The organism is Haloimpatiens lingqiaonensis, assembly GCF_901447495.1.
GTDB lineage: Bacteria > Bacillota > Clostridia > Clostridiales > Clostridiaceae > Haloimpatiens > Haloimpatiens lingqiaonensis.
Window position 1 is genome coordinate 1 of sequence record NZ_CABDWS010000071.1, and the last position, 15,055, is coordinate 15,055.

14 protein-coding genes and 1 riboswitch are annotated in these 15,055 nt (G+C 30.6%); of the genes, 11 read left to right on the plus strand and 3 right to left on the minus strand.

Going from position 1 to position 15,055, the window contains the following annotated elements; all coding sequences use genetic code 11:
- Positions 1 to 313 precede the first annotated feature (313 nt).
- The 10 genes from FGK85_RS12205 to FGK85_RS12250 all read left to right on the plus strand — a co-directional run bounded on the left by FGK85_RS12205 (position 314) and on the right by FGK85_RS12250 (position 11,393).
- Complete coding sequence (locus tag FGK85_RS12205; protein WP_171011416.1) at positions 314 to 1,927, plus strand: ABC transporter substrate-binding protein; 1,614 nt, start codon at positions 314 to 316, stop codon at positions 1,925 to 1,927.
- A gap of 114 nt (positions 1,928 to 2,041) precedes the next feature.
- A complete protein-coding gene (locus FGK85_RS12210) occupies positions 2,042 to 3,028 on the plus strand; it encodes an ABC transporter permease (RefSeq protein WP_171011417.1) in 987 nt (328 codons plus the stop codon).
- Between the two features lie 120 nt (positions 3,029 to 3,148).
- A complete protein-coding gene (locus FGK85_RS12215; RefSeq protein ID WP_138207049.1) occupies positions 3,149 to 3,940 on the plus strand; it encodes an ABC transporter permease in 792 nt (263 codons plus the stop codon).
- 12 nt (positions 3,941 to 3,952) lie between these two features.
- A complete protein-coding gene (locus FGK85_RS12220; RefSeq protein WP_138207027.1) occupies positions 3,953 to 5,641 on the plus strand; it encodes an ABC transporter ATP-binding protein in 1,689 nt (562 codons plus the stop codon).
- A gap of 56 nt (positions 5,642 to 5,697) precedes the next feature.
- A riboswitch (Fluoride riboswitch) is annotated at positions 5,698 to 5,758 on the plus strand.
- Between the two features lie 188 nt (positions 5,759 to 5,946).
- Complete coding sequence (locus tag FGK85_RS12225; RefSeq protein WP_138207029.1) at positions 5,947 to 7,140, plus strand: cation:proton antiporter; 1,194 nt, start codon at positions 5,947 to 5,949, stop codon at positions 7,138 to 7,140.
- Positions 7,141 to 7,628: 488 nt separating this feature from the next.
- The gene (locus FGK85_RS12230) at positions 7,629 to 8,006 is read left to right on the plus strand and encodes a hypothetical protein (RefSeq protein WP_138207031.1); all 378 of its coding nucleotides are present in this window, start codon (positions 7,629 to 7,631) and stop codon (positions 8,004 to 8,006) included.
- 124 nt (positions 8,007 to 8,130) lie between these two features.
- The gene (locus FGK85_RS12235) at positions 8,131 to 8,952 is read left to right on the plus strand and encodes a hypothetical protein (protein WP_138207033.1); all 822 of its coding nucleotides are present in this window, start codon (positions 8,131 to 8,133) and stop codon (positions 8,950 to 8,952) included.
- A complete protein-coding gene (locus FGK85_RS12240) occupies positions 8,945 to 9,811 on the plus strand; it encodes a hypothetical protein (RefSeq protein WP_138207035.1) in 867 nt (288 codons plus the stop codon). Before FGK85_RS12235 ends, FGK85_RS12240 begins: the two co-directional genes overlap by 8 nt.
- Positions 9,804 to 10,640 (plus strand): hypothetical protein, encoded by an 837-nt coding sequence (locus FGK85_RS12245; protein ID WP_138207037.1) that lies wholly within the window; start codon positions 9,804 to 9,806, stop codon positions 10,638 to 10,640. The genes FGK85_RS12240 and FGK85_RS12245 overlap by 8 nt, the downstream gene beginning before the upstream one ends.
- Before the next feature lie 108 nt (positions 10,641 to 10,748).
- Positions 10,749 to 11,393, plus strand: a complete 645-nt coding sequence (locus FGK85_RS12250) for an ATP-binding cassette domain-containing protein (protein ID WP_138207039.1) — start codon at positions 10,749 to 10,751, stop codon at positions 11,391 to 11,393.
- 349 nt (positions 11,394 to 11,742) lie between these two features.
- On the opposite strand, the gene FGK85_RS12255 is transcribed toward FGK85_RS12250, so the two are convergent.
- The 3 genes from FGK85_RS12255 to FGK85_RS12265 form a co-directional block, all read right to left on the minus strand.
- Positions 11,743 to 12,138 (minus strand): C-GCAxxG-C-C family (seleno)protein, encoded by a 396-nt coding sequence (locus tag FGK85_RS12255; RefSeq protein ID WP_243122873.1) that lies wholly within the window; start codon positions 12,136 to 12,138, stop codon positions 11,743 to 11,745.
- A gap of 187 nt (positions 12,139 to 12,325) precedes the next feature.
- The gene (locus FGK85_RS12260; RefSeq protein ID WP_138207043.1) at positions 12,326 to 13,510 is read right to left on the minus strand and encodes an RNA-guided endonuclease InsQ/TnpB family protein; all 1,185 of its coding nucleotides are present in this window, start codon (positions 13,508 to 13,510) and stop codon (positions 12,326 to 12,328) included.
- Complete coding sequence (locus FGK85_RS12265) at positions 13,452 to 14,102, minus strand: IS607 family transposase (protein ID WP_138207051.1); 651 nt, start codon at positions 14,100 to 14,102, stop codon at positions 13,452 to 13,454. The genes FGK85_RS12260 and FGK85_RS12265 overlap by 59 nt, the downstream gene beginning before the upstream one ends.
- Positions 14,103 to 14,717: 615 nt before the next feature.
- Between FGK85_RS12265 and FGK85_RS12270 the strand changes: the two genes are divergently transcribed.
- Positions 14,718 to 15,055 (plus strand): IS110 family transposase (locus FGK85_RS12270; protein WP_138207045.1); only part of this gene is annotated, 338 nt, incomplete at its 3' end.

Here is a 15,055-nt window from a genome sequence, read left to right on the forward strand (position 1 = left end):
GGCATACTGACCACCTCCGGGTAATATTTGTGTTGTAACTTATATTTTACACGGAAAAAGTCAGCGTGCCATATTTATTTTTTGGTAATAGTACCAATTCAACTTTTTATTTTGCAGAAGTTAAGTAATTAATAAAAAATATTGTAAGCAATTCATTATTTAGATTTAATAAGGGGAAGTTACCGTTAATTCAACTTTTGTAGTTATAAAATAATAATTGGTAATTAAAACTAGTTATTTATTTTATGTAGAATTTGAATTTATGTGAGAAAGTTGAGTAAACATTTAAATTATTTGAGGAAGGATGTAGGAGATGAATAAAAAGTTAAAAAGCAAGTTATTGACTTTAGTGTTGGCAGGAACAGTTATTTTTACTGCTGCTGGATGCGGATCAACTGCAGCAAAAAAAGGTAGTGATGCTTCAAAGAGCACAGTAGCTAAGGGAGATAAAATTCAAGGAAAAAAAGAGGCAGATGTAATAAAGCTTGCAGGAGGAGATTGGGGTGCTCCTAATCCATACAAGCATTACCAAAGAGGACCAGGATCTTTTAAGATGAGATTAGTGTTTGATGGTCTTATAGAAAAGGATGAAAAAGGCATAATACCATGGCTTGCTGAAAGTTGGAAAGTAGAAAAGGAAGGAAAGGAATACGTATTTAAAATAAGAAAGGGAGTTAAGTGGCAGGATGGAAAAGAATTAACTCCAGAGGATGTTAAGTTCTCCTTTGAGTATTTTGAGAAGAATCCACCAGTAAGTTATTCTTTAGCTGGTGGAAAAGGTAAAGGAACAAGCATAATAAAGAGTATAGAGGTAGTAGATGGTGACAGTGTAAAAATAGCTGTTAATAAGCCTAATGTAACTCTATTACAAAAATTAGGTGATGTGAGAATAATACCAAAGCATATATGGGAAAATGTTAAGGATCCAAAGAACTTTAATGAAAAAGAATCACTTATAGGGTGCGGACCTTATATATGCGAAGAATACAACAAAGAAGCAGGTTCATACAAATTTAAAGCATTTAAAGATTACTGGAGAGGAAAAGCTGCTGTAGGAGAAATTCAATTTGTGCCTGTAAGTGACCCAGTGTTAGCCTTTGAAAAAGGTGATATAGATCAGTTTTCTCCATCTGCAGACGTAGTAAAAAGATATGAAAATAAGAAAGAATATAAAATATTTAAGGCACCAGCTTTCTGGGGATATAAGTTATCATTAAATATGGAAAAATGTCCAGAACTAAAAGAAAAAGAAGTTAGACAAGCTATGGCTTATTCTATAGACAAGAAGGAATTGATTGAAAAGGTTGCCAGAGGAGCAGCAGTTCCTGCCAGCGCAGGATATTTACCACAGGACCACATATGGTACAACAAAAACGTTAAAAACTATGACTTTAACACAAATAAAGCAAAGGAACTTTTAAAGGATAAAAAACTATCCTTTGAATTGTTAATAGGAAATTCAAAACCTGAGATTAGAATAGCTGAACTTATGAAAATAAGTATGGAGAAATCAGGAATAGAGTTGAAGGTTAAAAGCGTAGATGGTAAAACTAGAGACGCAGCGGTTAAAAAAGGTGACTATCAATTATGTCTTATAGGTTATGGTGGTTGGGGAGGCGATGCTGACCAACTTAGAGGAATGTTTGCTTCAGGAAAAACTACAACTTTCTCAGGTATACCAGGATATTCAAATAAAGAAGTAAATGAGTTATGTGAAAAACAAGCAGTGCAGTTTGATGAAAAGGAAAGAAAAGATACTGTATTTAAATTACAAGAATTAATAAGCGAAGAAGTGCCAGTTATACCTATATACAACACCACAGGCTATACTGTATATAAGCCAGAAAAATATGATGGATGGATGTGTACATTTGATCACCATTGTTTAGAACATTGCAAATTATCTTATTTAAAGAGAGATAAATAGTAAGGGGTCAGTCCCCTAGGAAGTTTTATATGGGGACTGATTTTTGAGTATTTTTAGATATTAATAGAGATCATTGAGAGCTATTGGCGTTTTTTTAAGAAAGAGTGGGTTTTTATGAGGAAAAAAAACTGCAATAAAAAAATAATGGGATATATATTAACATTCTTCTGCGTGTTGACTTTTAATTTTATGATCCCTAGGCTTATGCCTGGGGACCCCTTCACTTTTTTGTCTTCAGATGAGGGGGATGTAACCATAACTTACACTGAGGCACAAATAGAGAAATACAAGGCTTACTATGGATTAGATAAACCTTTGCCAGAGCAATATGCTAAATATATTAAGGATACTTTTAAAGGAAATTTAGGATACAGCATTTATTATAATGATCAAGTTTTAAATATAATAAAAAGCAGAATAGGATGGACTGTGGGATTAGTTTTAATTTCTACATTTTTAAGTGCAGTTATTGGTTGTATTTTAGGCTGCATATCTGCTTGGTACAAAAATAAAAGGGGAGACGGAATCCTCTATTTTATTATGCTAGGATTTTCAGAAATACCCCCATTTTTAGTGGGAACGCTTTTTCTTTTTATATTGGCAGCCAAATATGGTCTATTTCCTTTAGCTGGTGCAACAGAAAGTTTCGCTGAGTATCCAAATAAATATGCACAAATTAAGGATATAGTTCATCATGGATTTTTGCCAGTGTTAACTTTAACTATTTCAAATCTAGGTGGATTTTATTTACTATCTAGAAATTCCACTATATCAGTGCTTTCAAAGGATTATATACAAACGGCAAAGGGTAAAGGACTTAGAAAGAGAACTATAGTTTTCAGACATGCACTTAGAAATGCTATTTTCCCTATAATAACTAGAATATTTCTAAGTCTTGGAGCTATGATAGGAGGAGCTATTCTTGTAGAAAATGTATTTCAATATCCAGGTGTAGGAAAGCTTATGAAAGAGGCGGTTTTTGTGAGGGATTATCCATTAATTCAAGGAATATTTATATTGGTTACACTATTGGTACTTATAAGTAATTTTCTTTCAGATATAGTTTGCAAAAAGTTAGACCCAAGAATGAATGTGAATTAGGTGAATAGCATGGAGATTAATAAATTATCTGTAGTAAAAAGAAAGTGTATAGAGATAAAAAGAAAATATATAGGCACAAGTAGAAAAACTTTAGGAATAAGAGAAAGTAAAAGACTTAATATGTCTACTTCAGGAAAAATATCTTTAGGAATACTTATTTTATTATTAATCATTGGTATATTTGCACCGGTTTTAAGCAAACATCCTTATAATATTCCATCAGGGGCAGCTCTTGAAGCTCCTACCAAGGCACATATTTTGGGAACAGATGATTTGGGAATAGACCTATGGGCTCAAATATGTATTGGAACAAGAATAAGCATTATAGTTGGTTTTGGCACAGCATTATTGGCAGGAGTCGGTGGTGGAATAATTGGAATCATATGTGGATATTATGGTGGTATAGTTGACAGGATACTTATGAGAATAACAGATATTATGATAATTCTTCCGGATCTTCCTTTAATGATAATAATAGGGGCATTTTTTGGTCCAAGCATCTTCAATATTATTATAGTGCTCGGTTTATTTTCATGGACAACGCCCGCAAGGATAGTACGAGCTAAGGTTATGTCTGTAACTAAAGAAGACTATATAATTGCAGCTAAAAGTTACGGGGGAGGTTTTTATCACATAACTAAAAGACATATATTGAGAGAAGTATTTCCAGTACTTATGGTTAGCATAATAAAATTAGTAAATAAGGCCATTATAGCAGAAGCTTCTCTTTCATTTTTAGGACTAGGAGATCCTAACTCAAAAAGTTGGGGAATAATACTTAACCATGCCATGGGTTTCCAAGGTATATACTTCACTGAGTATTGGAAGTGGTGGATAGTAAGTCCATTGGTGGCTATAACAGTTACAGTTATGAGTATAGCTTTTTTAGGCAGAGAAATAGAAAAAATTTAAGGTGGGGTTTTTATGGAAAATATTTTAGAAGTAAAAGATTTATTTGTCACATATCATGGAGGCGTAGAGGCGGTTTCTAAGGTTAGTTTCCAGGTAAAAAAAGGTGAGACTTTGGGGATAATAGGTGAATCCGGTAGTGGCAAAAGTTCTATTGCTTTAGCTGTCATGGGACTTTTAAAGGATAAGGCAGATACTAAAGGTGAAATTTTATATGAAGATACGGATTTGAATTCATTAAATGACAGGGAACTTAATTTTTATAGATGGAATAAAGTATCTATGGTATTTCAAAATAGCTTGGATATACTGAATCCCGTTTTAGACATAAACACCCAAATTGCAGAGAGTATTATAGAACATCAAAATATAAGCAAATTAGAAGCCTATAGAAAGTCAGAGGAACTGTTAAAAATGGTTGGACTTCAGTCTCATTGGGGAAAGAAATATCCTCATATGCTTTCAGGAGGTATGCGTCAAAGAGTGCTTATAGCCATGGCTCTTGCTTGTGACCCTGAACTTTTATTAGTAGATGAGCCTACCACAGCTTTAGATCCTGTAAGTAAAAATGAAATAGTTAATTTAATAGGGAAGCTTCAAAAGGAAAAGGGATTTTCTATGATAGTAATATCTCATGATTTATCTGTAATTAACACCTTATGTAGTAAAATAGAGGTTTTGTATAGAGGAAATGTATTAGAAGAGGGAATAGCTAAAGAAATATTAGATGAGCCTGCTCATACCTACACTAGAGGCCTTATATATTCTTCTTTAGAGCTAAACGTCTATCAAGATTTATGGGGTATAAGAGGAGTTTGTGAAGAAGGAAAAGATTCAGCTTGTGTATTTTATAGCAGATGCAATCAAAGGAAAGAGCAATGCTGTAGTTGTAGACCAACCCTAAAAAGTGTAGGTAAAAATAGAAAAGTGGCTTGCAATAGGGGTGGAATAATCACTTTATTGGAAGCTAAAGATGTGAAGAAAACCTACATGCATAAGGAGAATCCTGTAGAAGCTTGTAAAGGCTGTAGTGTTAAAATAAGGAGCGGGGAAATAGTTAGTTTGATAGGGCAGTCCGGTTCAGGGAAAACTACCTTTGGTAAGATATTGTGTGGACTTTTGAAAGGTGATTCAGGAAGTGTAATTTTTGAAGGAGAAGAAGTACAGGGGAATAATGTAACTTGTAAGAAAAAAGGAATACAAATGGTATTTCAAGACCCATTGTCTTCAACTAATGGAAAACTAACAGTAGAAGAAGTGATAAGGGAGCCTTTAGATATATTAAAAGATGGAGATAAGGAATATAGAAAGAGAAAAGTCATGGAATTATTGGAAGAGGTTCAACTTCCTAAGGAGGAGTATTTTTTAAATAAAAAATGTAATGAATTAAGCGGCGGTCAAAGGCAAAGAATAGCCATAGCTAGAAGTTTAATACTAGAGCCTAAAGTATTAATAGCAGATGAAATAAGTTCTATGCTGGATCCATCCACTAAAGCTAATATAACAAGATTACTAAAAGAACTTCAAAATAGAAAAGGATTTTCTATACTTTATATAACTCATGATTTGTATTTAGCTAGAAAAATATCTGACAGAGTGCTGGTTATGACAGAGGGAAAAGTAGTAGAGCAAGGCAATGTGGTGAAAGTATTCCAAAGCCCAAGGGAAGAGTATACCAAAAAATTATTAGTTAATGCATTTTAAAAATTGTTAAATCTTTTTTATTGTGTTAATTCACTAGTTATGATACTATAAAATAGTAATTAACAGGCGATGGAGATCCGCCATAACCGCTAAAATGCTGATGACTCCTACACTTTATAAATTTAAGGTGTAGGAGTTTTTATATTTTGATGATAAATTGAGAAACTATAAAGTAAAAGTAGCTTCGATTTATCAAAAATGAAAATCTAAGAATAAGTGAGTATGTTAAAGAAAATTAAAGATTATGCAGGGCGTATGTTATATTAAAAAATAAATTTAAATCAAAATATTAAGGGGGAAAGCAAATGGCTCAGAGTATAGCAATTATAGTATTATTAGGTCTTTTAGTAAATTGGATTTTCGAAAAGATGAAATTGCCGGGATTATTAGGAATGATAATTCTAGGTATACTTATTGGACCACATGTATTTAATATTGTATCTCCGAATTTGTTGAATATTTCTGGGGATTTAAGAAAAATAGCTTTGATAGTTATTTTACTTAGAGCAGGGCTGGGTATAACTAAAGAGGAGCTTAAAAAAATAGGAGTTCCAGCAGCTAAACTAAGTTGTATACCTGGAATTTTAGAAGGATTCACCATAGCTTTTGTAGCATGGAAATTATTAAAAATACCATTTATAGAGGCGGGAATGTTAGGGTTTATTATTGCAGCAGTTTCACCAGCGGTGGTGGTTCCGCAAATGATAGGTTTCATAGAGAGAAGAAAGGGAATGAAAAAAGGCATTCCAATTCTTATACTGGCAGGAGCTTCCATAGATGACGTATTTGCCATAACTATATTTTCAACCTTTGCAGGATTTTACGGAGGAAAAAGTGTAAATATAGCTTTAAAGATTTTTAATATACCTATTTCCATTATACTTGGAATAGTTTTAGGAGTGATAACTGGCTTATTTTTATTAATATTATTTGCAAAAAACAATATTAATGATACCAAAAAAACTCTTATTGTATTGGCATTTTCTATATTGATGGTGTCCATTGAGGCCATTCTTAAAGGCAAAGTGGAGATAGCATCTCTTCTTGGAGTAATGGCATTGGGGTATATAATTAATAATAAGGACACTAGACTAGGGGATACTTTATCTAGGTGTTTCAGTTTTATATGGATTTTTGCTCAAATTTTATTATTTGTACTAGTGGGAGCAACGGTAAATATAGCTGTAGCTTTAAAAGCTGGTGCTATAGGAATTTTAATAATTGCACTTGGTCTTGTGGGAAGAAGCATAGGGGTTTGGATTTCACTTATGGGAACGAATTTAACTTTAAAGGAAAAGGTGTTTTGTGTTATAGCTTATACACCTAAGGCTACAGTTCAAGCGGCCATGGGAGCAGTTCCTTTATCCATGGGTGTGCCTTCAGGAGATGTGATACTCGCCATAGCAGTTTTGTCTATATTGATAACAGCACCTTTAGGAGCCATAGGTATAAAGGCTGCAGGTGAGAGGTTTTTAGATGAGGAAGAAAATATAATATAATTTACATTATTGGATGAAATTAAATTATATCTATTATAAAGTGAAAATATATGTATATTATTTACAGACGTTAATTGATAGCATATACTAATGAAAAAAAGAACGGTAATATGTAAAAACATACCGTTTTTTTTTTTTTTTGGAACCCTGTATTTGACAAAAAAGTAATTAATAATATGGTATCATAAAGTAAACAAGCTTGTTTATTAAGTAATCAACTTTTGCAGTTATAAAATAAAAATATAAAATTTGCAGGTAAGTAATAGGTAAGAGCTAAGAAGTAAAAGTTAAGGATAAAACTCTAAGAGTTTTTTGTAATTAATTTGTAAGAAATACTCTTTACTTTTTACATATTACTTCTTACCTTGTATAGTGTATGACTTAAAATTTATATGCGAAAGTTGAGTTAAGTATAATCAGAAAAACAAAAGGGGGTAAAGTAAAAAAATGAATAAGTTTAAAAAATGTTAGTAACAGGAGTTTTATTTATGGGAATTACAATTTCTTTTAGTGCAAATACTGTGTTTGCAGCAAGTAACTGGGGCGAACATTGGGGAATGACTTTAAATAAGTTTTGCATATCTGGTGGAGAAGGTGGTGGTAAAAACATGATGATTAGACATGATGATGTTACTCCTCGTATTTCATTAGAACGTATAGTAGGTGGGCCATCTTATTATGCCAAGTTATGTGCTGTAAATTCAAATAAACAACCTAGAACAAATAGAGTTCTTGCTAAGCAAGGTGGTGGAGCTGTAACTTTAACTGGTAATAGTATGTCTAGAGGGTATCAATATTATGTAGCAGGTCAAAACACCGTAGCGGAAAATGCATATAGATGGTCTTATGGAAGATTTGAATGGTAAGTTAATACAAAAATATATTAATCATTTAAATTAATAGCAAATAGGTATTATATTAAATCCAAGGTATAGCTAATGTATTAAAAGGTTTTAATGCATTAGCTACTTTAATGGAAGGAGTTAAAGTATGTTAATAAATGAGGTGAAAAGGGCTATTAAGAGTAAAAAGTTTTTAGTTATCATTTTAATGGGACTAGCTATTCACTTATTAAGTGGATTCAAAGAAATAAAACCATATATATTTTTTAATTACAATGCTCCAGATTTAAATACACCTGAAGCTCAGGCAACTGCAAGAGCCATGGTGACAAAAGCACTTAACAAATATGATGTTTGGTTTAGCACAATGTATTTTTATATATTTGCAATGCCAATTTTATCAGCGTTTCCTTTTTCTTTATCACATTTAGAGGATAAAGAATTTGGAATGATTAAATGTATTGATGCTAGAGTGAATCACAAAAAGTATCTAAAAACAAAGGTATTAGTTAACGGCATAGCTGGAGGACTTGCAGTGGCACTTCCAACGGTTATTTCTTCAATAATCGTTTCTATATTTTTTAAAGGGAGTATTAATGATTTTTCTGGCAAGGGTATCGACGGAGGGATATTTGCTCAACTGGTAATTGGTAATTTCCCATTATATATTATGATACATATATTCATTAATTTTATGTTTGGGTTTGCCTATGCACAAATTGCGTTAGCAGTGTCTTCATTTATAAAGAATAAGATTGCAATAACCCTTTTTCCTTTTTTATTTTGGATTGGTGTAAGCACTATTTTTAGTGCACTGAATATAAATCATTTTTCCCCAATGTTAATTAACCAGTTTCATGTAGTACCCGAAATATCTTTAGGTGAAATTATAATAGAACTTATAGCCATTACTGCTATTTTTGCAGTTCTATTTATGTTTAAGGCTAGAAAGAGGAATATATATGAGTAAAAAATTCAAGAAGATGTTAAGGTTAACTAAAATTAATTTAGAAATGTCTGGTATTTTAGAAAAAATTGTTATATGCCTCATGGCATTTTCTTATGTTTTTTATAAATTTACTAGAAGTTTAAAGATGTATAAGGTGGCAAGTGGATATGATATAAATTTTTGGGATGGTATTTTTAGACTAACAACATATCCCTCACTAGTGGTGTATTTATACTTTCCTATTATGATAGTTATAACAAGCAATTTATATAAAAAAGGCCAGTATGCAAATTATATAGCAATTAGAAGTAGGGAGAAGGGTATACTTAAAGGCTCTAGGTTAGTAGCTAGCATAATTACATGCATATTGTCTACAGCAGCTATATTTTTGGTAATAATTTTTATAAGCTATGCTTATTTTGGATACAGCAGTAATTGGAGTTCTATAAGCCAAAACCTACAGGAAAGTATTAAACTTGTGGGGAGGTTTTATGTAAGTAATTTTACTTTAGAATTAACACCAATGAAAGCTCTTTTAGTTTCTTTTCTGGAGATTACAACCACAGCTGTTATGCTTGTAACACTTAGGGACGTACTCCAAAGCCTTATAGACAAAAGACACCTAGCTAATTTGATTGTTTTTGTGTGGATAGTTATAAGCATTATAACTGTTTCATTTGATTTAAAAGAAGGATTCTTTAAGTTAGGTGATTATATAGGAGTTCATACATGCTCCATTTTGTTTTTTCACAGATTTAAACATTTTTCATTTGCTAAGGTTACAATAGGACAATCACTTATTATGAATTTTTGTGCTTTAGCAGTATTAATTTTAGTTGATTTAATAATTTGGAGAAAGCTTGTGAGAGATTATGATTAAAAAACTTATAAATTTAAATTTAAAAGGAACTAATAATAAAAAACATATAATTTTTATAGTTATTGTAGCTATTTCTATAACTGATATAAAATTAAATATATTAAGTTTTCCTCATTCAAAAAACTTTTGCATTGGTGACATTGCAATTTTTGTTTTCGGAGGGTTAGATAAGAATTTTAATCTTGTAAATGATTTTTCAACATTTTTAGTATGGTCAGTCCAAACTATTTTAATTATATACCTTACAGATATTTGTATTAATGACACGGTTAAAAGGCGTGCTACATTGGTACTTCCAAGGGTAAGGAGTAAAGCTAAATGGTTCATTGCTTTTAATGTAGCTAATGTTGTAGTTATTATTAAATATTATTTAGTACTATATGTAAGCTGTCTTGGAACCATATTTGTAAAAATGGGACCTAAAGCCTTTAAGAATATAGATGTTTTAGTAAATGAATATAATTACTTAGGCAATAGTTTTAATCAGTATGAACTTCTTATGTATATGTTTATTATGAATATACTTACAATAATCTCACTAATGCTTTTAATGAACAATTTATACTACATATTTTGGAATTCAGAAATAGCTAGTGTTATGGGTATATTGATATGCTTTTTTTCTGTGCTATTTACCAAAAATACATTTATAAATAAATTTTCTCTTTTGAACCACGGAATGTTAAGGCGGCATAATATATTTAGAAATGGTTTTGATGGCTTTAGTATAAAATTTTCTATGGTATATCTAATATTATTTATAGTCATAAATTTTATAATAGGGATGATAATAATTAAGAAAAGGGATACTGATAGGATTTGTGGGTAAAACGTAAAAGGATTTGAATTTTAATAAGTAAAATGGTGATTTGAATTATACAGGAAAGTAGGGGGTGAATTTAGTAGAAGGTAGTTATAGAACTTCTACTAAAAAATTATGGAAGAATATATAATAGAAATATTAAATTTTTCAAAGAAGTATAAGGATAGAATTGTTCTTAAGGATATAAACTTAAAAATTCAAAAGGGAAAATGCTATGGTTTTGTTGGTATAAATGGTTCTGGAAAGACAATACTTTTTAAAGCTATTTGTGGACTTATTAATCCATCCTCAGGTTATATAAAGGTAGATGGTAAGGAAGTAGGAAAAGAAGTGGATTTTCCAGAAAATGTAGGGATGTTAATTGAAGAACCAGGATTTCTTCCGAATTATAGCGCTTTTGAAAATTTAAAATTTTTAGCGGATATAAATAAGAAAATAGGAAAAAATGAAATTTACGCGGCCTTAAAATACGTGAATTTAAATCCGCATGACAATAAAAGTGTAAAAAAATATTCCTTAGGAATGAAGCAGAGGCTAGGAGTTGCTCAGGCTATTATGGAAGATCCAGATATATTAATTCTAGATGAACCTATGAATAGTTTAGATAAAAAAGGAGTAAAGCTTATAAAAGAAAAGTTATTAGAACTTAAAGAAAAGGGAAAAACAATACTTTTAACAAGCCATATAGCAGAGCATATGGAAGAATTATGTGACTTTATATATGAAATAGATGATGGAAATATAGAAATTATGGAGTAAAAGTAATAGCGATTATTCCAAATTTTATAGAAAATGCTCGAAAACCACTCTTGCTTGTGTCGGTAGTAGTTTATATAAAGTACCTTTTGTTATTGAATGTACTACATAGCTTACATATCTAACTAGAAATAAAAGTTGCGGCAAAAAATTTGAGAATATTAATTTTTTGGCGCAGTTTTTATGGTTATTTATATTTCACAAAATGATTATCTACAAAAGGTATTAAATTACTTGAATTATGAAATTTCTCTGTAATGACTTGCATAAGAAGCAAAAGAACCATCTAAATTTATTGTTCCGAGCTCTTATGCCAGTCATGGAGGAGAAATTTCATAATTCAAGATTTCTATTATTTTTTCATTTCTCTAGTAACGATTTCATCTAATATATCTGCAGCTTCATACATTATAGAGTTGCAGCCGTCCTCTTCTGTTCTATGTAAGGGCTTAAGGTCTACACACATTTTGCTTTTTAGTTTATCTTGAAATTTTTCTTGAAACTCAATAACTAATTCTTTTAAATGTTCGCTGTTGTGAGCTACTTTGTCGGTAAATAAAATTCCTAAAACTGCTAGTGAACCAGTAAGAGCACCGCAGGCATTTTCTGTCCACATGCCGCCACTGAAAGGAGCCATTGCTCTTAGGGTTTTTTCATCTAAATTTAAATTATAAGCCTCATTAGCAGCATAAACCATGGTTTCTGAACAGCTTAAGTCATAGTTATTTTTATCTCGGTACTTTTTCATAATTTCTCTTAACATTTTAATATTCACTGCTACTCAAAATATGGACAAATATACCCATATCGAGATTATTACTGCTTCAACGTACTCGATTTTGTAATTCATAAGAATATACTACTTTCGTTTGTATAGCACCTCCACAGTCGTTAATTCCCCAAATAGCCTTGGGTACATATATACGATTGCTTGATTATGCAACTTCGTATATTTTTGCATTTTCTAAATTAATTGAAGCATTATAATCTCTATCTATAGAAGCATTACAATTACTACATTTGTATATTCTATCAGATAGTTTTAAATCTTTCTTATATGCTCCACAGCAACTACAAGTTTTACTTGAAGGGTAGAATCTATCAACAATCCTTAATTCAATTTCATTTAGTTTACATTTATATTCAAGTTTAACTCTAAATTCATAGAATTTTTGCTGTGCTACTGCTTTAGATAAATGCTTATTTTTTATCATCCCTCTAACATTTAAATCTTCAATAGTTATATAGCTTGGTTTTTGCTTAACTATTTCATTTATTGTTTTATTAATATAATCAGTTCTAATGTTAGATAATCTTTGATGAACTCTCTGTACCTTAACTATTTGCTTTTGGATATTTTGACGAGTAGCTTCTCCTTTCTCTTTTTTATTTCTTAATTTCAAGCTCTCATATTTCCTTGAAAGCTTTCTTTGCTCACGTTTTAGTTTCTTTTCTATCTCCTTAACATTAGCAGTTTTATTAATATTCTTTTTATGAATACCATTAGAGATAACTGCAAACTCTTTAAGTCCAAGGTCTATACCTATTCCTTCTGTATAAGATTTATTTTCAATTGTTAGTTTTTCTTCAACTATTACTGATACAAAATATCTATCAGCTTTCTTTGATACTGTACCACTAACAACTTTTGAATTAATAGGTATATATCCAAATTCTTTTATCCTAATCCATTTTAGAGTTGGTATGTTAATCCTATGTCTTTCTATTTTCCAATCTGTTAAATTATTCTTAGGAAAATATAATTTAACATCAGATTTATTTTTTTTCTTGAACCTTGGAAACTTAGATTTACCAGTGAAGAATCTTTTATATGCAGTTTCAGCATTACAGATAGCTTTTTTACGAGCCTTTGAGCCACATAAGTTTATCCAATTATATTCTTCTAAAACTTTAACTTCGTTGTTTATATATTTATCAAAGTTATTTGCACTTAACATTGCTTCTTTTTTAGAAATCAAGTCTTCTTTAAACTGCTTATACAATTCTTGGTTTTTAGCTAAATATTGATTATATAGCCATCTGCAAACACCAATACTTTGATTAATCTTCTTTTTCTGTTCTTCCGTTGGGTGTATTTCTGTTTTGTACGCTCTTAGCAATTTCTTGATCCTCCTTAATCTTTTTCTTATACTTTCTAAAACCGTATATTCTACAACTAAAACCGTGAAGTATTGATATAATGTCTTGAACTAACTCTTCTTGTGGTGAAAGACTTTCATTATTCACTACTATTATTTTAGTATTAAATTTACCTAAAAATCTTTCAAACCATGAATAACCAAATCGTATAAATCTATCTTTATGAGTAATGAATATAGAATCTATCTTATTTTCCATACATTCATCTAAAAGCTTATTCCATTTTTTACGATTATAGTTTAGTCCACTTCCTATATCTTTAATAACTTCATCAGCGATAATACCTTTAGCATTTACAAAATTTTTTAGGAATTCAATTTGATTAACTAAATCATCTTTTTGATTATTAGTAGATACCCTTGTATATATAACTATCTTTCTATCTACATTATTTTTCAATCCTTTGAACTCTAAATATTGGTCATAAGTATAGTATCTTCGATTAGTTGGAGTACGCTTTGCTTTGAGTATATCTTCTCTATCCCAACGTTGCAATGTTTTTACTGATATATTCAATAATTCAGCAAAATCTTTTGGTTTATAATTTGTTATATATTTCATATACTCACACCTTTCTGTATGAGTATATTTTAACACATTTAAACACTTTTTCAATTAATTTAGCAGCTATTGACTAACTCCTTTTGGGACTGCCGTATTAAGGAATTTATATACAATGTATTGTATAAATTATTCTTAGTGCCAAAGTCCCATAAAATATAAATTTAAGAAATTCTCTATGAATTTTAACCTTTTAGTTCTTACTTCTTACCTTGTATAATGTAGTCATAACATTCAATAGAAAACTATCTATTATTCTAACGAACATTACAACAAATCTTTTTATTATCGTTCTAATTATTTCTGCCCGATAGGGCGTTCATTTCATATCTAGATTAAGTTTTCTATTAAATCTAAATTGAAACCTATACAGTTAAATATTTTGATATAATATCTCTTGAATAGAAGATAGATGGTTCTTACCTGGGAAGTGACTCTATCGAGTCATTATTACCCGTAGAAGAGAGTATCATTCCATCAGTGAGAATTCTGTGTTTAGCTGGTTAGGTTTCCCTTCGGGAATTACCTGTGTCACAAACAAGGTTACAAAATTACTGATAGAAATGGAATATCTATTCTATCTCATAAGTAAAGGAGATAATATATATGAGTAAATTTTTTTATAGACCAACAGTTGGAATTGATGTATCAGCAGACTTCTCAGTAGTTGCTATACTAGCACCTGACGGTGAAATTTATAGAAAGCCTTTTAAGATTATGCATAGTAGAAATGGTTTTGATTACCTAGTAGATCAAATAAAAAAAGTGGAAGAAGAGTTTAACATGAAAACTGGCATTTTCATGGAATCTACTGGCGTATACCATCTTACTCTTTTCCACTTTCTTAAAGATACATTTGAAGTATGTATCCTTAATCCACTCATTACTAATTGTAACAAGAATGGTGACATAAGAAAAGTGAAAAATGATAAAAAAGATGCATT

Bases quoted from the DNA above. Each gene is read 5' to 3' on its own strand.
- FGK85_RS12230 (WP_138207031.1), top strand. From the start codon at position 7,629: ATGGGAATTACAATTTCTTTTAGTGCAAATACTGTGTTTGCAGCAAGT.
- FGK85_RS12220 (WP_138207027.1), top strand. From the start codon at position 3,953: ATGGAAAATATTTTAGAAGTAAAAGATTTATTTGTCACATATCATGGA.
- FGK85_RS12225 (WP_138207029.1), top strand. From the start codon at position 5,947: ATGGCTCAGAGTATAGCAATTATAGTATTATTAGGTCTTTTAGTAAAT.
- FGK85_RS12240 (WP_138207035.1), top strand. From the start codon at position 8,945: ATGAGTAAAAAATTCAAGAAGATGTTAAGGTTAACTAAAATTAATTTA.
- FGK85_RS12205 (WP_171011416.1), top strand. From the start codon at position 314: ATGAATAAAAAGTTAAAAAGCAAGTTATTGACTTTAGTGTTGGCAGGA.
- FGK85_RS12245 (WP_138207037.1), top strand. From the start codon at position 9,804: ATGATTAAAAAACTTATAAATTTAAATTTAAAAGGAACTAATAATAAA.
- FGK85_RS12215 (WP_138207049.1), top strand. From the start codon at position 3,149: ATGTCTACTTCAGGAAAAATATCTTTAGGAATACTTATTTTATTATTA.
- FGK85_RS12250 (WP_138207039.1), top strand. From the start codon at position 10,749: ATGGAAGAATATATAATAGAAATATTAAATTTTTCAAAGAAGTATAAG.
- FGK85_RS12210 (WP_171011417.1), top strand. From the start codon at position 2,042: ATGAGGAAAAAAAACTGCAATAAAAAAATAATGGGATATATATTAACA.
- FGK85_RS12235 (WP_138207033.1), top strand. From the start codon at position 8,131: ATGTTAATAAATGAGGTGAAAAGGGCTATTAAGAGTAAAAAGTTTTTA.
- FGK85_RS12255 (WP_243122873.1), bottom strand. From the start codon at position 12,138: ATGAAAAAGTACCGAGATAAAAATAACTATGACTTAAGCTGTTCAGAA.